The following is a 26,441-nucleotide window of genomic DNA, read 5'->3' as shown; positions in this document are numbered from 1 at the left end:
GTTCGAGTCCCGGGCCCTTCGTTGTGATGTCAGGCCTGGGTCCCTAGTGCGGCTCCAGGACCGGATGCTCTCTCGCCATCTCTCGGAGCTGGTTCTCCAGCGCCCGCTCCACTCGCCTCCCGAACCCATGCGCCCCCTGCTGCCGCGCCACATCGAGCGCGTGCATGAAGGACACCGTGGCCGCCGGATCATGGCCGAGCGCCCGGAGCAGCTCGCCCTCGATCCGGTGCAGCTCCACCTCATAGGAGTGCTCGCCGAGCGCATCCGCCCACCCCAGCGCATGGCTCACCGCGGAGAGCCCCTGGGAGTACTGGCCCAGCTTCAGGTGGATCTCCGCGAGCATGCCCAGGAAGAGCGGCATGCCGGCGCGGACCCCCGCGTTGCGCCACTTCATGAGGTTGGCGTGCAGCAGCGCCAGGCCCTCCCGAGGCGAGCCCTGCTCGGACAGCACCCAGCTCTTGATGAAGAGGGACCAGCCCAGCCACAGCCGGAAGCGGTGCTCGGTGGAGATCGCGATGCACCGCTCCGCGTGCTCACGAGCGCACGCCACCTCCCCGCGGAGCTGGCAGGCCAGGGCGAAGTAGTTCAGCGCGAAGGCCAGCGTGTGAGGGTGTTCGATCTTCTCGGCCAGCTCCACGCCCTCCCGGCCATAGCGCTCGGCCAGCTCCGGGTGGCCGACGATGGACTGGACGACGGCGCCATAGGCCAGCGCCGCCACGCGCGGATCCACCCATTGGCTCACCGCGAGCTTGCGGTGCCGCTCGAGATCACAGTCCGAGTACTCCAGCGCGCGCTCGATGTGCTCCAGGGCGGCGGTCATCTGGCCCGAGGTGACGAAGTTGGTGGCCATCATCCGGTGGCCCAGCGCGAGCATCCCGAGGCTGTGCTGGCGCTCGCCCACGTCCACGAGCAGCTCGGCCAGCTCCTGGGCCACGTGGAACTTCGCTCGCATGAAGTAGTAGGCGAACGAGCCCCAGGTGGAGGCCTCCAGCTGCGGCAGCCTGTCACCCACCTGGTGGAACAGCTCCAGGGCGCGGCTGTAGGTCTGCTCCACCTCGCGGGAGCGGACGCTGCGCGTCTGCATGAGCGGGAGCCCCAGGGCCACCAGCAACTGGAGCTCCTGCTCGGGCTGCCGTGACTCCTCCGGGAGGCTGCGCAGCAACCGCAGCGCCTGATTCAAGTGGCTGATGGCCTCCACGTTGGCCGAGCGCCGGCTGGCGCGCTCTCCCGCCCTGGCCCAGCAGTGGATGGCCGGCTCCAGCTCACCCGCCTCGGTGTAGTGGTGGGCGAGCATCTCCGGCTGGGTCTCGGCGAGCTCGGGGAACTGGGTGGCCAGCACCTGGGAGATGCGCCGGTGGTACTCCCGCCGCGTGCGCCGCAGCAGGGATTGGTAGGCCGCGTCCTGGATGAGGGCGTGGCGGAACTGGTACCGGGGCTCGGCGGTGTCCTCCACGGGCTGGAGCAGGCCGGCCTGCAACAACCCCGAGAGATCCTGCGTGAGCGCCAGCTCGTTGTGTCCCGAGAGTGTGGCAAGCAGGGCGTGGCTGAAGCCACGGCCCACCACGGCGCAGAGCTGAGCCAGTGCCTTCTGCCTTCGCGGGAGCATGTCCAACCGGGCCAGCAGCAGGCCGCCCAGGGTGAGGGGGATGGAGGACGTCTCCACGCCCGTGGAGTCCGCGGCGCTCCGCTCCACCACCATGCGCGTCATCTCCTCGACGAAGAGCGGCACCCCGTCCGTCTTGGCCACGAGCTGCTCGATGGTCTCCTCCGCCAGCTCCCGCCCGCTCGCGGTCCGGCGAACCAGCTCCGCGGTGAGCCGGGGCGACAGACGCTCGATCGCGTGCACCTGGAGCCGATCCAACACCTTCCAGGAGGGTTGGAAGTCCGGGCGGGCGGTGAGGAAGACGCAGAGCCGGGCCCTGTCGAGCCGGTTCAGCAGGAAGCCGAGCAGCTCCAGCGTGGAGGGATCGGCCCAGTGCAGATCCTCGACGACGGCGAAGACGGGGCGATCCTCGGTCATCCGCAGCAGCAGCGCCGTGAGGGCCTCGAGGGTCTTCTCCTTCAACCGCTCGGGCGTGAGCCGCAGGTGGGGGGATGCCTCGGTGACGGGCAGCGAGAGGAGGCTGGCCAGCAGGAACACGTGCTCCTGAGGAAGGCCCGCCGCAAGCATGCGCCCCTCCACCTTCCGCAAGTTCACCTGAGGGCTGCCCTCGGGATCGAGCCGCAGCAGGTGCTGGAGCAGCTCGATGATGGGATAGAAGGCGCTGGTGCTGAACTGGATCCAGCACTGGCACCGCAGACGGATGACTCCATCCGAGGAGATCCGCTCGCGCAGCTCCTGGATCAGCCGCGACTTGCCGATGCCCGCCTCGCCTCGAAGGAGCACGAAGGCGCCCTGCCCCTCGCGGGCCCTCTCCCAACAGTCGAGCAGCTGGCGCAGCTCGGGCTCGCGGCCCACCATCGGGGTGAGCGGGCCCAGGGCATGGGTCCGCTCGAAGCGGCTCACCACCCGCTTCTCTCGCAGGAGACGGTAGAGCTCCAGCTTCGCCACGCCGGCCAGCCCCTGGAAGGAGCGCGGGCCCAGCGGCTCGGTCCGGAAGGCGCCGCGCACGAGCCTCCACGTGGTGTGGCTGAGGCACACCGTGTCCGGCTCGGCTTCGTGCGCCAGCCAGAGGGCCACCTTGGGAGCCTCGCCCTGGAGCGCGGAGGCACGCCCCCGCAGCTCCAGCGAGAGGTTGTCGAGCACCACGGTGTCCGTGTGCAGCCCCACCTTCACGATGAGCTTGCGGCGCGGCAGGTACGGCAGCTTCTGCTGGATCGCCGTGCCCAGATTGGTCACCAGGAAGAGCGCCGCCCGCGCGGCCTTGTCCGAGTCCTCCTCTCGGGCCTGGGGATAGCCGAAGCAGGCGAGCACCTCATCCCCCACGCACGTGGCGATGAAGCCTCCGTGCTGATGGATGATCTCCGTGCAGGATTGGTGGAAGGCGCCCTCCAGCTCGCCGAAGTCCTCCGCGTCCAGGTGCTCGGCCAGGCCCGCGAGATCCGCCAGCCAGCACGCCACCAGCGTCACCTGCCGGCGCTGGGGCGCCAGGCTCCGAGGCTCGTCCTTCCAGGGCGTGAGGCTCTCCTCGACGCGGTGCAGGCGCTCCCGGAGCTCCAAGGCGCTGCCGAGCCGCTTCGTGCGATCCTTGGCCAGCATGGAGGCCACGAGCCTGTCCAGCTCCTCGGGCAGCCCTGGCCGCCGCTCGCGCATCGAGGGCACGGGTGTCTCGGACAGCACATGCTCGCGCAGCTCGGCCAGGCTCGTATCCATGTAGGGCGGCTCGCCGGTGAGCAGCTCGAACAGCAGGATGCCCGCCGCCCAGATATCCGTGCGCTCGTCCTGTTCCTCGCCCCTCCACTGCTCCGGCGACATATAGGCCGGCGTCCCGGCGGCAGGCAGGTTCGGCACCGCGGAGAACATGGAGGCGGTGAGCCACGCCAGCCCGAAGTCGAGGATCTTCACCTGATCCTTCCGGGTAATGAAGACGTTGCCCGGCTTGAGATCGCGGTGGACGACGTGGTGCTCGTGGGCATGCGCCAACCCGGCGGCCACGGCCATCATGAGTTCCACGGCCCGGCTCAGCGAAGGGCTCTCGCGCTTGAGCAGCGCGGAGAGGCATTCCCCCTCCAGGCACTCCATGATCAGGAAGGGGACCTTGGGCTCCCAGGGCGCGCCGCTCCACTCCGCCACGTCGAAGATCCGGACGATGTTGTCATGATCGAGCTGCGCAATCGCCCTCGCCTCCTGGCGAAGCAGGGCGCTCATGGGCACCTCGCCCCCGCCCTCGCGCGGGAGCAGGAATTTGAGGGCTACCTCGCGCTGGAGCTCCTTGTCCCGAGCCCGGAAGACCAGGCCCATGGCGCCCGAGCCGAGCTGATCGAGGATCTCGAAACGCTGGCCATCCGGCCCGCCCATCCGCTCGCCCCGGACGGGGACACGCACCGGGACGGAGACCTGGGCCACTTGAGACAACAGGGAGTCATCGAGGTCCGCATCCTCGGCCTCGCCCCACGGGTCCTCGAGCCCGCACGCCTGCTCGTCTGGGTGCTCCTCACCTGGACGCATCTCCCCGCCCTTCGGGCACTTCTTGCCCCTCGGCGCAGCGCCTCGCCAACGTTAGGGACCGTGGAGGGTGCGAGCAACGCAACTGATCCGCGGGGCGATCCGCCTGCCTGGCCACGCAAGCAAGCGGTGGCCTGGCCATCCTGGGGCCGCTCGCCAAACCAGGCCTGCTACCCGAGGCGTCCACGCGCATCCTGATCCACGGGCGGCCCGTACCACATCACACAAGGGGTGCATGAACTCTCTCCAGATAGAGAGACATTGAACCAAGAACCAAGAACTGAAACCCGAAGGCAGGCCACACCATGAGCACGATCCTCTTAGTCGACGATGAACAGGAAATGCTCGACCTCTTCACCGAGGTGCTCGAGCTGATGGATCACCGCGTCCTCAACGCGCGTGATGGGAGCGAGGCGCTCTCCATGGCGCGAGAGATTTCGCCGGATCTCGTGGTGACGGACTGGAACATGCCGCGCATGAGCGGGCTCGAGCTGTGCCACGAGCTGCACGAGGACGAGCACCTGCGCGACATCCCCATCATCCTGCACAGCTCCGCGGGCAACCCGCACGCCCCCGGGGTTCAGTTCGTCCCCAAGAGCTGTGCGCTGGAAGAGTTCGAGCAGCTCGTGAGCCGGCTGCTGGCCAGCACCCACTCGCAGAGGAGGACCTCATCTCTCGGGCCCGAGGGATCGCGCGCTCCTCCTAGCGCCAACACGCCCCGGCCCTCGGCGAGCCGGGCTCACAGGTTCGACCTGGAAGGCGAGGCCGCATGCTCCACGGCACATTGACCGTCGTGACGAAGATCCGCCCCTCGAAGGTGGAGGCGCTCGAGTCCCTCCTGAAGGAGGTGGATCAGCGCATCCGCCAGGGAGCGCCGCATCCCTTCGAGCAGATGGACGGGCTGTACTTCGGGCGCTGGGGAATCCTCTCGCCCGGAGCGGATGGCGCGCGGCTGCTCATGCTGGGCCTGGACTTCAGCACGGAGGATGGGCGGTACCGGAAGCGGGTAAACGCGTTCATCGCACGGCTGGTGGACACGCTCGCCGGGCACCGGCGGGAGCCCGGCGCCCAGCTCTTCGATGCCATCTACCGAAGCTGCGTGGGCTACCCCGCCAAGGGGCTGCGCAAGCCGACGCGGGTGCGCGAGTTCCTTCAAGCCAGCTCCGTCCCGTACACGGCGCGCCACGTCGACCTCGCGTACCGCGTGGAGACGGCGGAGGGCATGCACCGGTTGCTGGCGCTGAGCGAGGCGGTCGAGCACTACCTGAACACCTCGCGTCACCGGGTGGAGAGGATGACTCGGGACGGCGCCCACTGGATCGAGCGGGTGTGCCAGGATCTGCAAGAGCGCCTCCAGGCGCTTCGAGCCGTGCGGGCGGACCCGGAGTGGCGGCGGAGCTGGTATCAAGCGCGGCGCAGCGCGGCGCTCGCCACCCTTGTCTACCCCGCGCTCCGCTACGTCGTGGCGTTCCCGACGGTGGGCCTCTTCACGGCGCTGGGTTGGGTCGAGCAGCGAGTGCGAAGCGGCCTGCAGCGCCTGGACTCCGGAGCGGCGGGCGCGGCCAGCCCGCGTGTGGCGGGCCTCCGCTATCAACGCGAGCCCCAGGGGCCGGTCCAGAACCCCATGATCCATGTGGCGACGCTGAAGCCGGGGTGGAGCAACTGGCTCGCGCTGTGGATGACGCTGCGGAGCGTGAACCTGCGGCTGAAGCGCTACGTGGCCGGCCTCAGCCACATCCGCTCCATCCACTGTGCGCGCTGGGTGCTGTTGAAGACGCCTCGTGGCAGCAGAGGCTCCCTCTTCCGTCCCAAGACGCGCCGGCTGCTGTTCTTCAGCAACTACGACGGGAGCTGGGAGTCGTACATCGACTCGTTCATCGATGATCCGGAGATCCGGAAGTTCCTGGTGGAGATCTGGAAGGACACGGAGGACTTCCCGCCGAAGAAGAGCGACAGGCCCTTCCTGGAACCCTTCAAGGCGTGGATCCAGCAGAAGCAGGTGCACACGCGCGTCTGGTACAGCGCCCACTTCCATGGGCCCCAGGGCCGCGTGGAGCCCGCGATCACGGATCTCCACCACACGCTCCAGCTGAGGGGGCTGCTCGCTCGAGGCGACGTCTCCGCGCCAGCCGCCGAGCAGGCGCTGCGCTCCTTCTTGTCCCGAGGTGTCTTCGAGCCCGAGCCTCCCCTGATGAGCGCTCGGGAGTGGCTGGGCTACATCCTGACGCGACGCGCTCCGCGAGAGCTGGGCCGCCGCCTGCCGCAATGGAGGAGGGATCATGTCGCGACCCGACCATTCACGCACACCGGTGCTCCAGCGAGCCCACCGGCTGCTGCCGCCGTTCCTGCGGAAGCGTCCGCGCATCGATCCGCGGCGGCCCCAGAGCGATATCCAGGGGCTGGTGCTCCACGGCTACAAGATCATGGACGCCGCCTGCTTCCTGCTGCTGAGGATTGAAGAGCCCAGCAAGGCCAGGAGGTGGTTACGGGAGATTCTCCCTGAGGTGACGACCTCGTCGGACAAGTCCTCCGAGCAGCGCTCGGCGTGGAAGACGAGCCTGAACCTCGCGCTCACCTGGAGCGGGCTGAAGGCCCTGGGCTTGCCCCAGGCGGCGCTGGACACCTTCCCCACCGAGTTCCAGGAGGGCATGCCGGCACGCGCGGACATTCTGGGTGACAGCGACGAGAGTGCCCCTGACAAGTGGGACTTCGGAGGCAGCTCGGGCCCCGCGCAGCAGGGAGAGCTCCACCTGCTGCTGATGCTGTATGGGACCACCCCGAAGGAAGTGTCCTCACTGGTTGCCGAGCACAGGCGTCGGCTCGAGGAGGGAGGACTGCGGGAACTCGGCTCCCAGCAGGCCGCGCGGATGCGGAATGCCGAGGGCGGCATCGTGGAGCACTTTGGCTTCCGCGACGGGCTCTCCCAGCCCCAGATCCAAGGCTTCCGGGAGGGAAAGCACGAAGCTCCGGACCACACCGACGCCATCAAGCCTGGCGAGTTCCTGCTGGGCTACGAGAATGAGTACGCGGAGACTCCGGACTCACCGAGCGTCCCAGCCACCCTGGACGTGAAGGGGACGCTCTCGCCTCGCGCCGACCGCCCAGACTGGAAGGAGTTCGGGCGCGACGGCAGCTTCGTGGTGGTGCGCAAGCTCCAGCAGAACGTGGAGGACTTCCAGCGCTTCCTGGAGGCGCACAAGGAGCTGGCCGTCGGCGACACCGACGAACGGAAGAAGCAGTGGCTGGCCGCGAAGCTCATGGGGCGGTGGCCCAGCGGCGAGCCCCTCCGGCCCGGCGAGGATGCCCCGCCCACCCACGCCCGGAGTGAGAAGCACTGGATCGACAACAGCTTCGGCTTCAACGAGAAGGATCCGGATGGCTACGGCTGCCCGGTGGCCTCGCACATACGGCGGGCCAATCCACGCGACTCGCTGCCTCCAAGCGCGGAGCTGTCCCTGCAGGTGAGCCGGCGGCACCGCATCCTGCGCCGGGGCATCACCTACTCCGATGACACCGGCAAGGGGATGCTCTTCATCGCCATCAACGCCAACATCGCCCGGCAGTTCGAGTTCCTCCAGCAGACGTGGCTGAACAACGGCAAATTCGGCGGGCGGTATGACGAGCGGGATCCGCTCACCACGCACGGGGCGGGCCGGTTGACGTTGCCCAGCCAGCCCGTGCGCAGGTGTGTGGAGGGCATTGCGCGCTTCGTCACGATGAAGGGCGGCGGCTATTTCTTCCTGCCGAGCTTGAGGGCTCTGGAGTTCCTGGCACACCTGGAGCCCAAGCAGGCTGTTTCTTGAGCCCCTGAGCCCGGCCGCACGTCGCTGGGCATGACACGCACCCCGTCACAACCCACCTCAGCCCTCTCCATCCGCTTGGACCTTCCAGGGAGCGCACCGGATGCGATGGGGATGGACATGGATGGCAGTGTTGACGTTCTTCTGCGCAGTCGCGGAAGCCCGGAGCGAGGAGGCTTCACCGCCCGTCCCGGCGTCGGACGGTGGGGCTCCCCGCACGGGTGTTCCCGCTCCATTCCTGGGCGTCGTCATTCCCCATGACTCCGTGGACCTGACCTCGAAGTTCGAAGGCCGGCTGGAGCGTGTGACGGTCGACGTGGGGGCCCGCGTGAGCAAGGGAGCCGTCCTGGCGCTGCTCGACGTGCGCCCGCTGGAGCAGGACCTCGCCGCCGCGAGAGCCACCCTGCAGAGCTCTCGAGCCGATGCGCAGGCCGCTGGACTGGCGCTCGCCGAGGCCCGCGAGAAGAAGGGCCGGTACTTCACCCCGCGCTCGCTGGAGCTGGGCGTCTACTCCCAGGAGGAGCTGGCCACCATCCGCTACCAGGAGAGCACCGCCCTGGCTCGGCTGCAGGCGGCCCAGGCTCGCACGCAGGAGCAGCAGGCTCGCGTCGTGGAGCTGGAGCAGAACGTCAGCGAGGCAACCCTCGTGGCGCCCTTCGATGGTGTGGTGGCCACGCGCCCCGTGAGCCCCGGCGCGCGAGTGGCCGCGGGCCAACCCATCCTCCGGCTGCTCGGCACCGAAGGCCGGAAGATCCGCTTCGCCGTCCCCGAGGACCAGGCGCGGCAGCTCGACGCCGGCACCCCACTGAAGCTGTCCATCGATCAGCCGGGCCTGACGCTCGCGGGGCGCGTGGAGAGCATCGCCCCCGAGGTGGATGCGGCGGCCCGCATGGTCTTCGCCGTCGCCTCCTTCGAGCAGTCGCCGCCGGAGACGGTCGCCACCGGCATGGTGGCCCACGTCCAGCCGGGCCCGGCGCAAGGCGGCGTGGTGCAGTTGGAGCCCAGCGCTCCCACCCCGACGCGGAGTGGGCCGTAGCGCTTCACCGAGAGCAGGCAGGCGTGTCCCGACGCGCCCCAGCCAGGAGCACGAGACATGGAAGCCGTTCGTTCAAAGATCTTCCGAGAGGAAGCCCTGCGCCACCATGAGGGCGCACAGCAGGAGGGGGACGTCCTACGCATCTCCCCGGCGTGGACCCGGTGGACGTACTGGACGCTGCTGGGGTTGCTGCTCGGGGCGCTGGGGTACTCGCTGTTGGGCACGCTGCCCGAGTACGCCTCGGGCCCCGCCATCGTGAAGGTGGACGGGCAGAGCCACCTGACCGTGGATCAGCCCGGCGTCGTGTCGTCCGTGGAGGTCCGCCCCGGCCAGCGCGTGGAGAAGGGGCAGGCGCTGGTCAGCTTCCATTCACAGGAAGAGACGGTCTCTTTGGACCGCATCCAGCGCGAGTTCGATCTCCAGCTCATCCGGGTGCTGAGGGATCCCTCGGACGAGAGCGCCCGGCAGACGTTGACTTCGCTGCGCGCGGAGCGAGAGCAGGCGGTGGCGCGGCAACAGGCCCGGACGCTGCGAGCGCCCCAGGCGGGCGTGGTGAGCGACCTGCGGATCCGCCCAGGCCAGTACGTCTCTCCGGGAGAGAGCGTCGTCTCCGTGCTGGGCGACAACGTCTCGGTGTCGATGGTGGCGCTGCTGCCGGGCGGCTACCGGCCCACGCTGGCGCCGGGCCGTCCCCTGCGCGTGGAGCTGGATGGCTTCCAGCACGAGTACCACACGTTCACGATCGAGTCGGTGGGAGACCAGATCGTCGGGCCGGCCGAGGTGCGCCGCTACCTGGGGCCGGAGATCGCGGACGCGCTGCAGCTCAACGGGCCCATGGTGGTGGTGAGGGCGCGGCTGCCCTCCCCCACCTTCAAGAGCAAGGGCCGGACTTTCAACTACTTCGACGGGATGCTGGCGCGAGCGGACGCGCGGGTGCGCGCGGAGCGCATCCTCGTGGCGCTCGTGCCGGGCCTGAAGGGAGCACTGGGACATGAGGACCGCTGAGAACAACGTAACGACAGGGCTGACCGCTCGCTTTCCGGCCCTGCGCAACCTCCAGACACGGGTGAAAGGGCGCATCCCCCTGATCCGCCAGCTCTCGGAGACCGAGTGCGGCGCGGCGTGCATCGCCATGGTGCTGGGCTTCCACGGCAGGCCCGTGAGGCTGGAGGAGGTGCGGCAGTCCATGGGCGTGGCGCGCGACGGAGTGTCGGCGCTGGACATCCTCCGAGCGGCGCGCACGTTCGGCCTGCGAGGCCGCGGTGTGTCCATTGACGAGGACGCGCTGAAGTACCTGCCACCGGGCACCATCCTCCACTGGCAGTTCTCGCACTTCGTGGTCTTCGAGCGGCTGGGCCGGGACGGTGTGTACCTGGTGGATCCGGGCCAGGGCCGGCGGCGCGTGTCGATGGAGCGCTTCCGCCAGGCGTTCACGGGCGTGGCGCTGATGCTCGAGCCCGGTGAGAACTTCGAGCCGGGCAAGGCGCGTCCGCGAAACGCCTCACGCTACGCGCTGCAGGTGCTCCAGCAGTCCCACACCCTCACGCGCGTGGTGGTGATGTCGCTGGTGCTGCAGCTGTTCGCGCTGGCCATCCCCATCCTGACGGGGTTGATCATCGATCGCGTCGTCCCGAGGGGAGACGTGCACCTGCTGACCGTGGTGGCGGTAGGGCTGATCGCGCTGATGGGCTTCCAGCTGCTGACGACGCTCATCCGCAGCCACCTGCTGCTGGAGCTGCGCACGCGGCTGGACTCGAACATGACCTTGAGCTTCGTGGAGCACCTGGTCGGGTTGGCGTGGTCCTTCTTCCAGGTGCGCGCGGCGGGCGACCTGCTGAACCGGATGAGCAGCAACGCGACGGTGCGAGAGATCCTCTCCTCCAGCGCGCTCTCGGGCGTGCTCGACGGGGCGCTCGTGGTCCTCTACATGCTGCTGATGTTCCTGGTGAGCCCGGTGCTGGGGTTGATTGTCCTGGGGCTGGGGCTGTTGCAGGTGCTGATCCTGGTGTTCTCGACGAAGCGGCAGCGCACCCTGCTCTCGGAGAGCCTGGAGGTGGAGGCCAAGAGCCAGAGCTACCAGGTGGAGATGCTCACGGGCATCCAGACGCTCAAGGCCTTCGGCGTGGAGCATCAGGCCGTGCAGCGCTTCTCGGAGCTGTTCGTGAACGTGCTCAACGTGTCCCTGCGGCGCGGCCGCCTGTCGGCATGGATAGAGTCCCTCAATAGCTGCCTGCGCGTGGCCGCCCCCCTGGTGCTGCTGAGCTTCGGCGCCATGCAGGTGCTGAGCGGGAACATGACGCTGGGGACGATGCTGGGCCTCAACGCCCTGGCGGGAGCGCTGCTGGTGCCGCTCTCCAACCTGGTGAGCACAGGCAGCCAGCTCCAGCTCCTGGGCAGCTACATCGAGCGCATCGACGACGTGTTCGACACACCGCCCGAGCGGGATCCTTCCAAGCCCGGCCAAGCCGCGCAGCTGAATGGCGGCATCGAGCTGGATCGAGTCTCCTTCCGCTACGCGCCCACGTCGCCGCTGGTGGTGAAGGATGTGTCGATTCAGATCGAGCCCGGCCAGTTCGTGGCCATCGTGGGCCGCTCGGGGGCTGGGAAGTCCACGCTGGCCAACCTGCTGCTGGGCCTGTACCTGCCCACCTCGGGCCGAGTCCTCTATGACGGCGCGGACATGGGCGATCTGGATCTGCGGTCGGTGCGCGGCCAGATGGGCGTCGTGCCCCAGGAGCCGGCGTTCTTCAGCACCACGCTGCGCGCGAACATCGCGCTGAGGGATCCCACGCTGCCCCTGGAGGCCATCGTCGAGGCCTCCCGGCTGGCGAGGCTCCACGAGGACGTGATGACCATGCCCATGGGCTATGACACGCCGCTGGTCGATCGAGGCGCGTCGCTGTCCGGCGGGCAGCGTCAGCGGCTGGCGCTGGCGCGGGCGCTGGTGCACAACCCGGCGGTGCTGCTGCTGGACGAGGCCACGAGCGCGCTCGACGCCATCACGGAGAGCCGCGTGCAGGAGGCGCTCGCGTCGCTGCGCTGCACGCGCGTCGTCATCGCCCACCGGCTGAGCACGGTGGTGGACGCGGATCTGATCCTGGTGATGGACGAAGGCCAGCTCGTGGAGGCCGGACGCCACGAGGAGCTGCTCCTCAAGCGTGGGTCCTACGCCGAGCTGGTCCGAGCGCAGATCGAGAAGACCGGCCGCCTGGAGTAGGCGCGCTTCGAAATCATCGCCAAGCCCCGGACGACGCAATCGGTCAATTCACGTTTTCGGTTTTAATGAGTTTTTCCAGCCTAACTGCGTTATAGTGCCTCCGCTCATTCGATGTGCGCCGGAGGTACTGCATGCAGCGTGGTTTCCTGAAGCGTTCCACCCTGGTAGGGGCCCTGAGCCTGTTCACCCTGTCGGCCTGCGGCGGCCTGGCCGAGGAGGCACAGCCCTCCGCGGACTCCCAGACGGCGGTCTCGGAGCTCCGGGCCGATGGCCAGCCCGCCAGCGCCTATGGCGTGCTCGCCGCGAGCTTCGGACAGCCCTCGGAGCTGGCGGCCCGCGAGTTCCTCCGCACCCAAGGCGCGCGCTATGGAGTGCAGGCCGTGGGAGACCTCGAGCTGGTGCGCGCCGTCGAGAGCCCCATGGGCTGGCACTACACCTTCCAGCAGGTGCACCGCGGAGTGCCCGTGGACGGCGCCGAGGTGCGGGTGCACTTCAACCGCGCCGGTGAGGTGGTGGGCCTCAACAACGACTCGGTGCCCGTGCCCTCGCTGGCCAGCGTGAAGCCGGCGCTCACCGCCGATCAGGCCCGTGGCGCCGCTCGCACTACCCTGGGCCTGGCCTCCGCGAACCCCAATGGCTCGGCCACGCTCGTCGTCTCGCGCGGCGCCACGCCGCGGCTCGCCTATAAGGTGGTGGAGCCCTCCGAGGACGGCCCCACCTGGGAGACGCTGGTGGACGCCAACACCGGCGAGCAGCTCTCCAACCCGCGCGACCTCAACCGCTACGCCACCGGCAGCGGCCGCGTCTACGTGGGCTCCAACGCCGTCGTCGGCACCCATGACATCTCGCTGCGCGACACCTCCACCATCCCCAGCACCGCCTACCGCACCGTGACGCTGCAAGGCCTGACGGGCAACGGCTTCCTGGATGGCAGCTACGCCTCCAGCTCGTCCACCAAGAAGCGCGTGTCCTCGTCCACCAACGCCTTCAGCTACGGCCATGGCCAGGCGGGCTTCACCGAGACGATGGGCTACTTCCACATCGACTTCGCCGAGCGCTACATCCAGTCGCTGGGGTTCACCAACGTGAACAACCGCCAGCAGGTGTTCAGCGCCAACGGCACCACGCAGGACAACTCCTGGTACACGCCGAACACGAAGATCATCACCTACGGCACCGGAGGCGTGGATGACGCCGAGGACTCCGAGGTCATCCTCCATGAGTACGGCCACTCCATCCAGGACAACCAGGTGCCCGGCTTCGGCTCGGGCGCCGAGTCCGGCGCCATGGGCGAGGGCTTCGGCGACTACTGGGGCGCCTCGGTGAACGCGCAGACCAGCGGCGGCTTCCAGGACACGTGCGTGGCGGACTGGGACTCCACCTCGTACAGCAGCTCCAACCCGCCCTGCCTGCGCCGGCTGGACACCACCAAGCACTACCCCGAGAGCGTGGCGGGCGAGGTGCACGCCGATGGAGAGATCTGGTCCGGCGCGCTGTGGAACATCCGCACCTCGCTGGGCGCGACGCGCGCGGACACGCTGATCCTCCAGCACCACTTCCTGCTGCCCACGAACCCGTCCTTCAACACCGCGGCGAACGCGCTCGTCACGGCGGCGGTGAACCTGGGCTACACGTCCGCCGATTGCGGCACGGTGAAGACGCACCTGCAGAACCGCGGCTTCACCGTCACCGCGCTCTGCCCGTGAGCTGAAGCCGTGCCGTGAGCGCCCCGGGACCAGCTCCCGGGGCGCGGCGGTGAGGCCCACCTCAGGTCCGCTCGATGACCCAGGTGGGCAGCGCCTCCAGGAAGTCCTTGTCCGGTGAATCCGGCAGCTCGGCGAACACCCGCGAGAACTCGTGGAGCGCCGCCCCTGCCAGCCCGTGGGCCACCTGCCGCGCGTAGTCGAGCGAGCCATATTGCTCCATGCGCTCGCGGATCCACCGGACCTCCTCCCCCGTCCGCGCCGCTCGCGACGTCCCGAGCACCCGCGAGAGCCGCGCCCGCTCGTCGGGGGCCGTCACGTTGAGCAGGTGGATGAGCATCAGCGTCCGCTTGCCCTCCCAGAGATCCCCATTGAGCTCCTTGCCGTACCGGGCCTCGTCGCCCACGAGGTTGAGGAGATCATCCTGGATCTGGAAGGCGGCGCCGACGAAGAAGCCGAAGTGGAGGTAGCGGTCCAGCTTCACGCCATCCCGGGTGCCAATGAGCGCCCCCACTCGCATCGGGTAGATGGTGCTGTACCAGCAGGTTTTTTTCAGGACCATCCGCAGGTAGTCGACCTCGCCGAGCTCGAGCACGTGGTGCTGGCGCCACCACAGCTCCAGCGCCTGTCCCTCGACGGACTCGCGCGCCATGCGCTCCGCCTCCTCGAGGATCCGCAAGGTGAGCCGTGGGCCCAACATGCCCACGTTCTCGATCAACGGACGCAGGCTCAGCACCGCCAGAGCGTCCCCGGCGTTGATGGCCAGGGGAGCCCCGTGGCGCAGGTGCAAGGTGGGATGGCCTCGCCGCTCCTCGCTCTCGTCTTCGAGATCATCGTGGACCAGGAACGCATTGTGGAGCAGCTCGAGCGCCACCGCCGAGTTCAAGGCCTCCGTGGGGTGGGCTCCAAAGGCGCGTGCGGTGGCCAGGCAGAGGCTGGCGCGCAAGGCCCGCCCTCCCCGCTCGGGATAGTCCGAGACGAGCGCGTAGAACTCATGGCGGGACTGGCCCTCTCGCAGGTACTCCCGCATGCGCACCCGCGCCGCGGCGCCGTAGTCCTCGAGTCGCTCCCGAACCCGCGCTGTTGCCGCCGTGGTGGACATGGCTCCTCCTCTTACGCGGGAGGAATGCGCACGGTGAGCGTGCCGCGCGGAAGGCTCGTCCGCTCATCGAGGATGAGGCCACTGTAGATCCCGGCAGGGTGGTCCACCGGAACCTGGAGGCGCAGGCACACCCGCTCCTCCTCCGGCTGGGTCTCGAGCCTCACGCCCGTCAGGCGCGGCTTGTCCGGCTCGGGAGCGCGCAGATCGTGAACCACGAGCGGCAGCCCCGCGGAGCGCGGACGCAGCTCCACCGAGACCTCGACGCGCCGGGAGGATTGGATGTCGAGGGTCAGCTCCACGGGCGCCGCTCCCAGCGGCTCCGAGGACACGGGCGGTTCCGGAGCCGCCGCCTTCGGGGGCTCGCTGGCGCCTGGACCTCCACCCGTCGGGAAAGGGCCCGCCGTGCCCTTCGCGGGCGTGATGCCAGGAGCGGCCGAGGCGACTCCTCCCCCTCCCACCCTGCTCATCAGCTCCATCCACAGGCTGGCGAAGTCCGTGAAGCTCCGAAGCAGCGCTCCCATGCGGCCCTGGAGCCCGTCATCGGCCGGGGCCTCACCGAAGGAGGGAATCCCCATCGCGCTCGCCACGTTGCGGCCCTGGCGCAGGTACTCTTCGATCACCTGGTAGCCCAGCTCCACGCCTCGGGAGACAGGATTGCCCGGTGATGCGCTCCCTCCCGATGAGGCAGACCCACCCGGCGGCGTGCGCGGCGGAGGTGCTCCCGGCGTCCCAGACAACACACCCCAGTTGCGGATGGGCTGCGTGCGCTCGGGCTCCTGCTTCTTCACTCTGTCTTGGGTGTCCATGGTGCTCACGGGTGATCAAACCCCACGATCTCCTCGAGCCGGGGGGCGCCCGAGATGGCATGGGCCGCCAGCCGGCCCGACATCACCGCGGCTTCGACGCACCCCTGGTTGAAGCCACAGTCCGTCCAATCCCCGGCGACGGTGAGGTTGTCGTAGGTGTTGTCCAGCGGCGACAGGCGGTACTTCAGACTCCCAGGCAGCGTGAGGGTGTACCGGTCCGAGGGGTTCACGTTGGCGGTCCAGTACTGCGAGGACACACGGGCCTCGCCCTGAGCGCTCGCGCCAGGCTCCCGCGAGGCGGGGGCCTCCATGAGCAGCTCCCACCGGAACTCGCCGGAGTCCTCATAGGCCTTCGGCCACAAATGGAGGAGATCCTTCTGAATGAAGCGGACGGTGTTGCGCCGTACCCGCTCGTGCTGATCCTGGGGGAACGCGGGCCGGAGCCGCTCCTGCTCGGGGACATCCCGCAACACGCTGCAGAAGTAGGCGATGGCCGCCGGAGGCTGGGGCCAGCTCTCTTCCGAGGCCAGATGGGACATATCCGCCCAGGTGTCGAAGGGCTCGACGAAGCCGGAGATGTTGATCGGCGGCTCGTGCCAGCCCAGCTCGCTCATGCTCTCGCTCAGCCAGAGCTGACAGGCCTGGGTCGGCACGGTCTTCACGCGCTCGATCATGGCTCGCCAGCGCTCATCCCGCTCCACCAGTTGCTTGCACACGAAGGGAATGGCTCCGCCGCCCACCGCGAGCAGGACGAGATCAAAGTCCTTCCCCACGCGCAGAGTCCGCGTCTCCACCTTGCGCCGATCCCAGTACGACTCGAACGCCCACCCCTCGCGCTCGAGCCGCTCGCCCTCCACGAGCTGCCGGTAGTCGGGAGCCGCGGGCCAGCAGGGCAGCCCGCGCACGTCCACGAGTGGTTGGTACTCTCCTCCTCCCACCACCTGGGCCTGCACGTCGAACTCGAGCGCCTCCACGTAGGGGCGCTCGCCCGGCGCGAGCTGCTCGGGAGCCACGAGCCGGACATTCTCCAGCCGGTGGAAGAACTCGAAGCGAACGCCTCGCCGCTTCAGCACCTCGTAGAAGGGAGCAAAGACCACGTCCCCCATTCCGGATTGCATCTTCCAGAAGAAGGCGCCCCGGTAGGTGAAGAACGCGCGGAACGCGCCCCGCAGGCCTTGCCCGGCGGCCACCCGTGGCTTGCGGATGTCGCCGTCCTCGTAGGCGAAGGTGAGATCGTACAGCGCCCGGACGAAGGCGCCGTTGATCGTCCCCTCCGAGGCCCCATTGAGACGCAACCACTCCCGGCAGTCGTAGTCATCAATGGCGTCGAAGCCGCGCGGATCCGTCAGCAGCCGGAAGCGCAGCCCCCCACGGACGACCGCCAGCATCATGTCGACGATCTCCCAGATGCGGCGGAGCTTGTCGTCGCCCTCGAGCAGCTTCACGAACTGCTCGCGGAGCGCGGCGGCCACCGTGTCATGGAAGCGCAGGAGCAGGTTCTCGGGATAGCGGCGCAGCGTGGCGAGCGCGACCTCCATCAGCCCCAGCGCCTCGAGCACCGCGGCCAGCGTGGCGAGCTGCCCGTACTTGAGGAGGCGTGACATGGCTTCCAGGAGCGCCTCCGGACTCCCCGCTCCCACCGGAGCGGAAGGAGCCTGGGGCGCCGTCCCGGTCACGGTCTGCTGCGCCGACACCACCAGGGCGCGCACCAGCTCCAGGCTCCTCGCCAGATAGTCGGCGATGGTCCACCGGGGGATCTCGTTCCCCGGATCACCGGGCAGCCCTTCGAAGGGAGGCATCCGCGCTGTCCAGGGGGACCACTCCCCTCGCGGGGACCAGTCCATGACCCCATTGAAGGGATCCGGCGTGAAGGCCTGGCGCCAGTCCGCGATGCGGCAGGTGGCCGGGTCTCGCTTCAGCTCCGCGTAGCACTCCCGGATCAACCGGAAGGCATTCTCATAGAAGCCCATCCACAGGTGGAGGCCGTGCTCCTGGATCCGGTCCGCCGCCCCTCGGCCCGACGCGCCCTTGCCTCCCAGCCTCCAGCCGAGCTGGTACACCGTGACGCGATAGCGCCCCTGGTGCTCGGGCCGCGTCAACTCGAAGGCGGCGGAGATGCCCGCGCACCCTCCTCCGACGATGGCGACATCGATGGGACGCTTGGTGCTCATGGCCGCTCCTTCATGAAGAAGCACGCCAGCCCCGTCAATCCACGCCCTCCCTCGAGCGTCGGTGCGCGGACGCCTCCCTGCACCCCAGGGCGATCAGAGCTCCTCCCGGAGGACACCTGGGAACGCGAGCACGAAGTCCGGCCCATAGACCCGGGCGGGCGTCTGGGCCCCCGGCTCCCAGTCTCCCGCGAGCACGCGCTCGACGATGGCCAGCCCGGTGATGCAGCTGAACGCGTACGCCTCCGGAGTGCGCAGGCGCGCCCGGACACGACGTCCCGCGGCGTCCTCCACCTCCGCGACGATGACGCCGTGGCGCCCGGCTCGCTCCGCATCGGTGGGCCCCTCCGGCAGCGCCTGCGCCTGGAGCTCGAGCCAGAGCCGGCCTGGGGGCGCCGCGAGCAGCCCACCGGCCCAGCGATTGGCCATCACCATCATCTGCAGGGCGGGGATCGCCTCGCAGTAGACCTCGATGTCGGGGATCCCCGTCGAGTAGTACGCGGAGCTGACGTCTCCCCAGCTCATCGCGAGGCTCGGGCGAGGCCCGGCGCCGAAGTCGAGCTCACGCTGGAGCGAGCCCGGGGCGGCCTCGGAGATCCTCCCTCCTCGGCGGAGACGAATCGGCTGCCCAGCGCCCTCGGCGAGCGTGCGGAACGAGCCACGGGAGATCACCTCGAGCCCGGAGATGCCCAGCAGGAGCCGCCGCGCCCCTCGCAACCGGCGCGCTACATGGAGCGCCAGGCAGTCCGAAGGGACGACGTCGAACCCGACTCCGGGCATGAGCATCACCCCGCGCCGGCGGGCCTCCGCGTCGTGCTGGAAGACGCCCTCGATGGCCAGGACCTCGCCGCTGAAGTCCAGGTAATGCGTCGCCGTGCGCAGACAGGCCTCGACCATGGGGCGGAACGTCGAGGAGAACGGCCCCGCGGCATGGAGCACGGCCCCCACCTCCCGCAGCGCCGTGTCCAGGCCAGAGCCCAGGGAGGCCACCCGGTACTCCAGCCCCAGCTCCGAGGCGAGCGCCGCCAGCCTTGCCTCGTTCCGGCCCCCGAGGATGGGGCGCAAGCCACGCTCCTGGGCCGCTCGTGCCAGCAACCGGCCCGTGAAGCCCGTGGCTCCATAGAGCAGGAAAGGATGCGAGGTCGCCATCGGGTCACCCCCACCAGCAACCTACGACAGGCCACCCAACCCGTCGCATGGCCGTCCGTTGAGGACGCGGCGACCTGACTCATTTTCCACTCAGTGGGCCTCGGCGTGGGATCCGAGCCCGCCGCTGGGAGGAGCCTGATGCGCGTACTGAAACAATCCGAGAGCGCCCTTCCAGAGCGTGCTCCGGGCGTTCATGAATACCGTGCGGCCCTGTTCAGTGTCTTCCTGCACACGAGCGTCCGAGGGGAGCTCTCCGAACTCCTCACCCCGGACAAGCAACCACTCCCTCTGCCGAGCGCCCTCGCGCTCATCGACGAGCTGCCCCCAGAGCACTACGAGCCCGCGCGGGACGTGGCGGGATGCAAGCTGGCGTTCGCCGTCCTCATCGAGCACAAGCAGGAGTTCGAGCCCTATCTCGCGGAGTTCCTGGGCATCAGCGCCCAGGAGCTCACGGAGCGCCTGCGGAGGACGTTGCCCCAACAACCCTCGGATAGACCCCTGAGCTTCTCCTATGATCAGCTCCGGCAGGTCTTCTATGGCGGGGAGGCCCCAGAGATCCGGGCGGCGTTCCGCACCAGGCCGAGCTCTCCCGCGCCCGCTCCCACCACTCAGGCCCCTCCTCCAGAGAGCAGCAAGCCCGGCCCGGGCCCCGGAAAGGAAGCGCTGAAGGGGCTCAAGAAGATCACCCAGAAGCTCATCACCCGCGACGAGCCGGTGAGCCTCGGGACGTGCTTCGACGAGGAGGCCCTCCAGCAACTGCCCCCCTCCCCTCAGAGCACGCTGAACCTCTCGTCACTGGTCACGACGGTGGACATTCCCTCGAAGTCCTACTGCAGCTTCGACTTCCTCGCCCGCGCCCTCGATCCCCGCAGCTGGAGCCGCTCGCCGTTCTGGCCCGCGAGCTACCAGGTGGAGCGGAGCAAGGATGGACTCAGCTTCTCGGAGGCCACAGGCACCACCAGCCAGCGGGGTGAGAGCTGGAAGGGGTATCTCTTCGAGCATGTCGAGTTCAACTGGAACCTGGCGAACATCGCCGCGTTCAAGAACTACCTCGACATTCGCTACGAGGTGGACCCCGAGAAGCAGCAGCTCCGGTTGGACTTCGCCCTCTACTCGTGTGAGGGCAGCCAGTTCTCCGCGCTGCAATACCCGAAGCGGGGGATCGAGGTGGACTGCGGCTTCCAGTGCGTCGCACCGCTCCCGGCCTCCGCCGGCCAGGAGGACGCTCCCTTCCGGATCCGCACCGTGAAGAACATCCGCTACGCGGACTTCCTGGACAGGAGCACTCCGGACCAGGGGCCCGTGGGCGCGGGCCAGGCCCTCCGCTACGTGGCGCCGGCCGTCGTGGGGCTCTGGATGAACGAGCTCATCCGGCGCCTCTACTGCCTACCCGCTGCCCCCCCCTGAAAGGAGGCCACCATGGCCACGCCCCCCCGAGACAGCAACACAGGCACGCCGGCACCGGACGCCGCCACCGTCACCCGCTACTGGACCGACATGCTGCAGGGCTCCTCCACCTTCTTGCTGGGCCAGGTCGGCCGCTGGTCCCGAGCCCTCGATCAGATGAGGACTGGGACCTACGCTCCCTCGTCGTGGATGCAGGACATGACCGGGACCCTGGATGAGTTGACCTTGTTGATAGCGCTCCCTTTCCAGTGGATGCCCCAGTCAGCGGAGCGGCAGCTGCCCACCTTCCTGTTCGTCGTGGATGGAGATACCGAGTTCGTGGGCCCCATGGATGCCTCCACCGCTGTCTTCCTGCCCCCGGGCGTCACAATCACCGTGACGGATCTCTACCTCATTGGAGGAGATGGGACCGGAGGCGGTCAGGCCGTGGGAAAGCGCAGCATCAACGCCAACGATCATGTCCAGGCCCAGCTGTCGCCGCAGAGCGATCGGGTGGAGGTCACCCTCGTGGATCTCGGCCGCGGCCAGAGCCGGCGCACGGTGCAGGGCATCAACCCGGGCCTCTATGTGGGTGCCGTCTATGCCACGGAGGTGGCCACACGCCGCCCCCTCGCGGTCATCTACGCGCTCGTCGAGGCTTCCGAGGTGCCGTAGCACTCACGCCACACAGTCCCTCTCGCGACAAGGAGCGCACCAGAACTGGGGAACGAGATGGGCAACATCGTCGGTCATGAAGGAGGAGGCTCGCGGCTCCTGGCCGAGAGCGCTTTCCCGCTCGAGGACTCTGAGTTCGGCGACTCGTTCCTGCGAGAGGTCGCCTGGCAGCCCATCGCGGTGCCCATGCCCGTCGTGGGCGAGCGGCTGGGGGGGCTGGATGGGAGCCGGTACGAGATCCTCGAGCGGATTGGCCAGGGAGGCATGGGCCAGGTGTTCCGGGCCCTGGACCACGAGCTGCAGCGAACGGTCGCCTTGAAGTTCATCCTCTCGGTCCTGCACCTGTCGCCGCAGCAGGTGGCGGTGCTGGTGCGGGAGGAGGCCCAGGCCATCGCCCGGCTGGATCACAACAACATCGTCCGGATCTACGACGTGTCCTTGTGGAACACCGGCTTCCGGCAGAGCAGCGGGCTGTCCGCGACGAAGGTCCCCTTCCTGGTGATGGAGTACCTGGATGGCGAGACCCTGAGCTCGCTCCTGCGACGGGGGAGACTGGAGCTGCGGCGCGCGCTCGACATCCTGCTCGATGTGGCGGCGGCCCTGGCCCATGCCCACCAGCGGCACCTCGTCCACCTGGATCTGAAGCCGGGCAATGTCTTCCTCACCCAAGGCCGGGCGAAGCTGCTCGACTTCGGCCTGTCGCGGCTGCTGACCGGCAGTGACTCCGCGCTCGTGACCAGCGGCTCGGGGACGCCTCCTTATATGTCTCCGGCCCAGTGGCGGCGGGAGCCTCCCCACTCGTGCGACGACACCTGGTCCTGCGGCATCCTCCTCTTCGAGATGCTCACGGGCGAGCTGCCCTTTCCGGGGCTGGAGGAGCACGAGATCGAGGAGCACGTCACCTCGAGCCGCCCCATGCCCTCGGTACGTGAGCGCCGCGCCGCGCTGCCCGAGGAGGTGGATCGCTTCATCGCCACGACGCTGGACAAGGATCCGGCGAAGCGCCCCGCCGACGGCTCCGAGCTGCTCAAGAAGCTGTGCGAGTTGCAGGAGCGCCTCGCCCTGCGGCCCCAGCGCCCGCGAGGCGTGGCGGAGCGGCGGCAGGTGACCCTGGTGGCCTGTCGGCTCTCGCTGGCCTCCGGCACCGGGGCCGTGGATCCCGAGGACTTCAGCGACCTGGAGGAGGCCTTCCACCGCGCGTGCCTGCGCATCGTCCAGCAGGCGGGGGGGAGCATCATCACGGCGGTGGGAGCCGAGGTGCTGGCGAGCTTCGGCTATCCGCACCTGCACGAGGAGGACGCGGAGCAGGCGGTCCGCGCGGCGCTGCGTCAGACCCAGGAGCTGCCGAGAGAGCTGCTGTGCTCGTGGCGCCAGGGGCTGTCCGTGAGGGCTGGCGTCCACACGGAGATCGTGGCCCTGGCCGACGTCATGCCTCAATTCCATGGGATGACCCCCGCCATGCAGGGCGAGGCGCCCCGGATCGCCTCGTGGCTGGCCACGGAGGCCGAGCCCGGCATGGTGCTCCTCAGCGACCAGGCGCACGCGCTCGTGCGAGGCCGCTTCCAGACCCGGTTTCTTGGCCAGCGGACCTTCACGGGGCTCTCGGGCCTCCAGTCCGTGGGCGTCCACCAGGTGCTTCATGAGCGCAGGAACGCGACGCGCTTCGACCGGGCGCTCGTGCTGGGCGCGCTCACGCCGCTGGTGGGGCGGGACTCGGAGCTGGAGCGGCTCACCCGGCTGCGCGCGGAGGCCACGCAAGAGCATGGCGCGTTCATCCTGCTCCGAGGCGAAGCAGGCATTGGCAAGTCCCGCCTCGTCCAGGAGCTGCACGATCGCGAACCTTCGGGCGCGAGCACCTGGTTCCAGAGCCAGTGCTGGCCGCAGTTCCGGGACAGCGCCTTCCATCCCTTCATCGACTGGCTCCAGCGTTTCCTGGAGCTCTCGCCGGAGGACACCCCCGCGCAGAAGCTGCGGACGCTGCAGGAGCAGCTGAGCGCCTCCGGCCTGCCCGGGGAGCATGTGCCGCCGCTCGCCTCGCTCCTCTCCCTGCCCCTGCCCGAGAACGATCCCTTCCCGCGGCTCCCGCCCGAGCACCAGCGAGAGCAGGGTGTGCGGGCGCTCGCGGCATTGCTCCAGGTGTTGAGCGAGAAGCGGCCGCTCGTCTTCCTCATGGAGGACGTGCACTGGGCTGATCCCTCCACCCTCCAGTTCCTGGGCTTCCTGCTGGAGAACCTTGGACGCCTCCGGGCCTGCTTCCTGCTCACCGCCCGGCCTGATTTCACCCAGCCCTGGGCGGACCGTCCTGGCTTCCATGAGCTGCGGCTGGAGCCTCTACCGCCCAAGGCCACCGCGGCCCTGATCCAGGAGGCCGCCCGCGGCACGCCCCTGTCGCCGGAGTCGATCGAGCAGCTCGTGGCCAGGACGGACGGAGTCCCCCTGTTCGTCGAGGAGCTGACCCGCATGGTGCTGGAGCGGGGTGGCGTGGAGACCCTCGCCCGGGGCGCGCCGCAGCCCATCCCCACCACCCTGCACGAGCTGCTCCAGGCCCGGCTCGATCAACTCCCGCCCCAGACGAAGGCGCTGGCGCAGCTCGCGGCGCTGCTGGGCCGGGAGTTCAGCCACGAGGTGATCCGCGCCGTCTCCTTCCTCGAAGAGGATGCGCTGCGACAGGACATCGAGCGGCTCGAGCGCGCCGGTCTGCTCTTCCAGCAGGGGTGGCCGCCGCACCTGACGTATGCCTTCAAGCACGCGCTCATCCAGGACGCCGCCTACCAGTCACTCACGCGGAGCACGCGCCAGCAGTACCACCGGCGCCTCTTCCACGTGCTGACCGAGCACTTCCCTCGGATGCCAGAGGAGCAGCCGGAGCTGCTGGCGAACCACGCCACCCGCGCGGGCCTCTCGGAGCAGGCCGTGCTCTTGTGGCAGCGGGCAGGCCAGCACGCGGCGGCGAAGTCCGCGCTGGCCGAGGCCCTCCACCACTTCACCCTGGCGCTCGAGCAGCTCGCCTTCCTGCCGGCCTCGCGGGAGCGGGACGAGCGGGAGATCGCCCTGCGGGTCGAGCTGGGGCAGGCGCTCGTCTCGACGAAGGGCTTCGCCGCCCCCGAGGTCGAAGAGGTCTATGCCCATGCGCGCGAGCTGTGCGAGCGCTACGGCGAGGTCCCCTTCTCCGTCCTCTGGGGCATCTGGGTCGTCGCGCTGGTCCGGGGGAGCCGCGAAGACGCGGGGAAGATGGAGGCGATCTTCCAGCAGCGCATGGAGGCCGGCGCGGACGCGACGACCCAAGTCGTCGTCCATGCCGCGCTCGGGGCCCTGGAGTTCTGGCGAGGCCACTACGCCAGCGCCCTGCGGCACTGCGCCCTGGCCAACCAGCTGAGCCGCGAGGATCCCTCCTTGAAGGTCCTGGCGCCCATCCGGGGCGGCGGCAGCCAGAGCTATGTCTCCGAGCAGGTGCTCCACGCGCACCTGTATGCGGCCTTCAGCGAGGCGATGCTGGGAGACATCGAGCGCGCCCGCGCGATCAGCCAGGAGGCGCTCGCCCTGGCCGAGGCGATGCAACACCCGTACGCCGTCGCGGTCACGCTCTCATTCTGCGCGTCGATCGAGTACGAGGTGGATGAGCCCGAGGCGGCGAGAGATCTGGCGAACCGGCTGATCGCCGTCTCCACGAAGAACGGGTTCCTGTTCACGCTGGCCATCGGCTCCTGCCTCCTGGGCTGGGCCACCGCGCGGCTCGGGGATCCTCAGGTGGGGATCGCCACCATCCAGCAGGGGCTCGGACTCATCCAGGCCATGGGCGCTCGGATCATCTACCCGACGTGTCTGGTGTGCCTGATCAAGGCCCAGTTCCTCGCCGGGCAGAGCGAGGCAGGTCTGGCCGCCACAAAGGAGGGACTGGACATGCTCGAGACCCTCCTGGCCGGCAGGGCGCGGGGGGAGTTGCTGCGGCTCCAGGGAGAGCTCCTCCTCCAACGGGGAGAGCTGGAGGCCGCGCGAGTGGCGCTGGAGCAATCCCTGGCGGAGGCGCGTGACTCCGGCTCGAAGCTCCACGAGCTGCGCGCGGCCGTGCATCTGGCTCGGCTCCTGCGACAATCCGGCCGCGCCCCCGAGGCCTCCGAGCTCCTCTCGGAGGTCTGCGGCAGGTTCACCCGCGAGCCCAAGCTCCGGGACTACCAGGCCGCCCGTGAGCTGCTGACAGAGCTCTCAGGCCACGGGCCATCGCCGGGGGTGACACCCGGCTGAGCCTCCTCCCGCCGCGTGCAGCACGAGCGGGAGCACCCCGGGGCCGCGGGGTAGGGGTTGGCCTTCAGCTCGGGCGACAGCAGATTGTAGCGAGCGCGCTTCAATCTCCAGGGGGAGCAACTACCCCACCTTTCCCGCCTCTGTCAGGAACTCTGCGGAGAAGACCTTCTTGATCTCACTCCGGAGCTGATGTATTCAGGACTTAAAGTACGCCTTGCAAAGTCTTGGGCTATACTCCCTGTCCGGCAATTGGGGAGAACAGTATTACCCAAAAGTTCCGGTTGACTTGTGATGCCTGTTTTGCTTGGATTGCTTTGTGGGCCGAGGCTACGGCCCTTTCTTGAGGAGGATTCATCATGTCGCCTGTGCATGCCAGTGAAGCCCCGAGCCTCTTTCCCGGTGCCTTCGTGCCGCCGCGCCCGCCGCAGAAGCCGTAGTCTTCGGCCGTCCGGATCTCGCGAGCCCTTCACCGTGTCTTGAGCAATCGGGTGAGCTCGCGGTCCAGCGTAGCGGCGAACTGCTGACGGTCCTGAGCCGAGAAACTGGAAGGACCGCCTGTCATCACGCCGCTGTCGCGCAGCTCCTGCATGAAGTTCCGCACGGAGAGGCGCTCGGCGATGTTCTCCTCGCTGAAGAGCTCCCCGCGCGGATCAAGCACCACCACTCCCTTGGGAACCAGCAGCGCCGCCAGCGGGATGTCCTGCGTGACGGCGAGATCTCCTGCCTGAGCCGAGGCGGCGATGTGGCTGTCCGCCACGTCGAGCCCCGCGCCCACCTGCACCGTGGAGACGAGCTCCGAGCGCGGCAGCGTGAGGCGCTTGTTGGCCACGAAGACGGTGGAGATCCCCAGGCGCTGTGAGGCGCGCAGCAGGATGTCCCTCACCGGCCCCGGACACGCATCGGCGTCGACCCAGATCTTCATGCGCCGTGCATCCTCGCGAGTGCCCCGGCTGGCGTCCAGCCCGAGAGGCCCGCGCTCTGCCCTCTGCCTTCGAGAGCCGAGGCCCCTGCCTGGCTGTGAAGTCCCTGGCCGTGACGGGTAGGATGGCCCC

Annotated in this window: 15 protein-coding genes; 9 read left to right on the top strand and 6 right to left on the bottom strand. The window is 69.0% G+C overall.

The window, feature by feature from the left end; genetic code table 11:
- Nucleotides 1-43: 43 nt before the first annotated feature.
- Entirely contained in the window at nt 44-4,108 is a 4,065-nt protein-coding gene (locus ACJ8AT_RS11550) for a protein kinase domain-containing protein (RefSeq protein WP_407737738.1), read from the bottom strand.
- Nucleotides 4,109-4,446: 338 nt separating this feature from the next.
- On the opposite strand from ACJ8AT_RS11550, the gene ACJ8AT_RS11545 reads away from it, so the two are divergent.
- The 6 genes from ACJ8AT_RS11545 to ACJ8AT_RS11520 all read left to right on the top strand — a co-directional run bounded on the left by ACJ8AT_RS11545 (nt 4,447) and on the right by ACJ8AT_RS11520 (nt 13,864).
- Nucleotides 4,447-4,893, top strand: coding sequence for a response regulator (locus tag ACJ8AT_RS11545; RefSeq protein ID WP_407737737.1), 447 nt, complete (start codon nt 4,447-4,449; stop codon nt 4,891-4,893).
- Between the two features lie 1,491 nt (nt 4,894-6,384).
- Nucleotides 6,385-7,908, top strand: coding sequence for a Dyp-type peroxidase (locus ACJ8AT_RS11540; protein ID WP_407737736.1), 1,524 nt, complete (start codon nt 6,385-6,387; stop codon nt 7,906-7,908).
- Between the two features lie 121 nt (nt 7,909-8,029).
- Complete coding sequence (locus ACJ8AT_RS11535; protein WP_407737735.1) at nt 8,030-8,941, top strand: efflux RND transporter periplasmic adaptor subunit; 912 nt, start codon at nt 8,030-8,032, stop codon at nt 8,939-8,941.
- Nucleotides 8,942-8,998: 57 nt separating this feature from the next.
- On the top strand, nt 8,999-9,946 hold the full coding sequence (locus ACJ8AT_RS11530; RefSeq protein WP_407737734.1) for an HlyD family efflux transporter periplasmic adaptor subunit: 948 nt from the start codon (nt 8,999-9,001) through the stop codon (nt 9,944-9,946).
- On the top strand, nt 9,933-12,158 hold the full coding sequence (locus ACJ8AT_RS11525; RefSeq protein ID WP_407737733.1) for a peptidase domain-containing ABC transporter: 2,226 nt from the start codon (nt 9,933-9,935) through the stop codon (nt 12,156-12,158). The genes ACJ8AT_RS11530 and ACJ8AT_RS11525 overlap by 14 nt, the downstream gene beginning before the upstream one ends.
- 131 nt (nt 12,159-12,289) lie before the next feature.
- A complete protein-coding gene (locus ACJ8AT_RS11520) occupies nt 12,290-13,864 on the top strand; it encodes a M36 family metallopeptidase (protein ID WP_407737732.1) in 1,575 nt (524 codons plus the stop codon).
- Between the two features lie 61 nt (nt 13,865-13,925).
- Here the strand turns inward: ACJ8AT_RS11520 and ACJ8AT_RS11515 are convergent, their stop codons facing one another.
- From ACJ8AT_RS11515 to ACJ8AT_RS11500, 4 genes are all read right to left on the bottom strand, one after another.
- Complete coding sequence (locus tag ACJ8AT_RS11515) at nt 13,926-14,963, bottom strand: polyprenyl synthetase family protein (RefSeq protein ID WP_407737731.1); 1,038 nt, start codon at nt 14,961-14,963, stop codon at nt 13,926-13,928.
- 11 nt (nt 14,964-14,974) lie between these two features.
- Nucleotides 14,975-15,769, bottom strand: a complete 795-nt coding sequence (locus ACJ8AT_RS11510) for a hypothetical protein (RefSeq protein ID WP_407737730.1) — start codon at nt 15,767-15,769, stop codon at nt 14,975-14,977.
- A 5-nt stretch (nt 15,770-15,774) separates the two neighbouring features.
- Nucleotides 15,775-17,940 (bottom strand): FAD-dependent oxidoreductase, encoded by a 2,166-nt coding sequence (locus tag ACJ8AT_RS11505; protein ID WP_407737729.1) that lies wholly within the window; start codon nt 17,938-17,940, stop codon nt 15,775-15,777.
- Between the two features lie 93 nt (nt 17,941-18,033).
- Entirely contained in the window at nt 18,034-19,086 is a 1,053-nt protein-coding gene (locus tag ACJ8AT_RS11500; RefSeq protein ID WP_407737728.1) for a saccharopine dehydrogenase family protein, read from the bottom strand.
- 138 nt (nt 19,087-19,224) lie between these two features.
- On the opposite strand from ACJ8AT_RS11500, the gene ACJ8AT_RS11495 reads away from it, so the two are divergent.
- From ACJ8AT_RS11495 to ACJ8AT_RS11485, 3 genes are read left to right on the top strand one after another with little or no spacing between them, the layout of a single operon-like run.
- Nucleotides 19,225-20,493: a hypothetical protein gene (locus tag ACJ8AT_RS11495; RefSeq protein ID WP_407737727.1), complete on the top strand. Its 1,269-nt coding sequence runs from the start codon at nt 19,225-19,227 to the stop codon at nt 20,491-20,493.
- Nucleotides 20,494-20,505: 12 nt separating this feature from the next.
- Nucleotides 20,506-21,147 (top strand): hypothetical protein, encoded by a 642-nt coding sequence (locus ACJ8AT_RS11490; protein ID WP_407737726.1) that lies wholly within the window; start codon nt 20,506-20,508, stop codon nt 21,145-21,147.
- A 57-nt stretch (nt 21,148-21,204) separates the two neighbouring features.
- A complete protein-coding gene (locus tag ACJ8AT_RS11485; protein WP_407737725.1) occupies nt 21,205-25,389 on the top strand; it encodes a protein kinase domain-containing protein in 4,185 nt (1,394 codons plus the stop codon).
- A gap of 466 nt (nt 25,390-25,855) precedes the next feature.
- Here ACJ8AT_RS11485 and ACJ8AT_RS11480 read toward each other — a convergent pair whose 3' ends face one another.
- Complete coding sequence (locus ACJ8AT_RS11480) at nt 25,856-26,311, bottom strand: YaiI/YqxD family protein (RefSeq protein ID WP_407737724.1); 456 nt, start codon at nt 26,309-26,311, stop codon at nt 25,856-25,858.
- Nucleotides 26,312-26,441 lie beyond the last annotated feature (130 nt).

It is taken from the genome of Hyalangium sp. (assembly GCF_045802625.1).
Classification (GTDB): Bacteria; Myxococcota; Myxococcia; order Myxococcales; family Myxococcaceae; genus Hyalangium.
This window is presented reverse-complemented; position numbering and strand designations above follow the sequence as displayed.

What these genes read in the sequence shown, in the direction of transcription:
- ACJ8AT_RS11505 (WP_407737729.1), bottom strand. Translation starts at nt 17,940, where the DNA reads ATGAGCACCAAGCGTCCCATCGATGTCGCCATCGTCGGAGGAGGGTGC.
- ACJ8AT_RS11545 (WP_407737737.1), top strand. Translation starts at nt 4,447, where the DNA reads ATGCTCGACCTCTTCACCGAGGTGCTCGAGCTGATGGATCACCGCGTC.
- ACJ8AT_RS11500 (WP_407737728.1), bottom strand. Translation starts at nt 19,086, where the DNA reads ATGGCGACCTCGCATCCTTTCCTGCTCTATGGAGCCACGGGCTTCACG.
- ACJ8AT_RS11530 (WP_407737734.1), top strand. Translation starts at nt 8,999, where the DNA reads ATGGAAGCCGTTCGTTCAAAGATCTTCCGAGAGGAAGCCCTGCGCCAC.
- ACJ8AT_RS11535 (WP_407737735.1), top strand. Translation starts at nt 8,030, where the DNA reads ATGGCAGTGTTGACGTTCTTCTGCGCAGTCGCGGAAGCCCGGAGCGAG.
- ACJ8AT_RS11540 (WP_407737736.1), top strand. Translation starts at nt 6,385, where the DNA reads ATGTCGCGACCCGACCATTCACGCACACCGGTGCTCCAGCGAGCCCAC.
- ACJ8AT_RS11520 (WP_407737732.1), top strand. Translation starts at nt 12,290, where the DNA reads ATGCAGCGTGGTTTCCTGAAGCGTTCCACCCTGGTAGGGGCCCTGAGC.
- ACJ8AT_RS11510 (WP_407737730.1), bottom strand. Translation starts at nt 15,769, where the DNA reads ATGGACACCCAAGACAGAGTGAAGAAGCAGGAGCCCGAGCGCACGCAG.
- ACJ8AT_RS11480 (WP_407737724.1), bottom strand. Translation starts at nt 26,311, where the DNA reads ATGAAGATCTGGGTCGACGCCGATGCGTGTCCGGGGCCGGTGAGGGAC.
- ACJ8AT_RS11495 (WP_407737727.1), top strand. Translation starts at nt 19,225, where the DNA reads ATGCGCGTACTGAAACAATCCGAGAGCGCCCTTCCAGAGCGTGCTCCG.
- ACJ8AT_RS11550 (WP_407737738.1), bottom strand. Translation starts at nt 4,108, where the DNA reads ATGCGTCCAGGTGAGGAGCACCCAGACGAGCAGGCGTGCGGGCTCGAG.
- ACJ8AT_RS11525 (WP_407737733.1), top strand. Translation starts at nt 9,933, where the DNA reads ATGAGGACCGCTGAGAACAACGTAACGACAGGGCTGACCGCTCGCTTT.
- ACJ8AT_RS11515 (WP_407737731.1), bottom strand. Translation starts at nt 14,963, where the DNA reads ATGTCCACCACGGCGGCAACAGCGCGGGTTCGGGAGCGACTCGAGGAC.
- ACJ8AT_RS11485 (WP_407737725.1), top strand. Translation starts at nt 21,205, where the DNA reads ATGGGCAACATCGTCGGTCATGAAGGAGGAGGCTCGCGGCTCCTGGCC.
- ACJ8AT_RS11490 (WP_407737726.1), top strand. Translation starts at nt 20,506, where the DNA reads ATGGCCACGCCCCCCCGAGACAGCAACACAGGCACGCCGGCACCGGAC.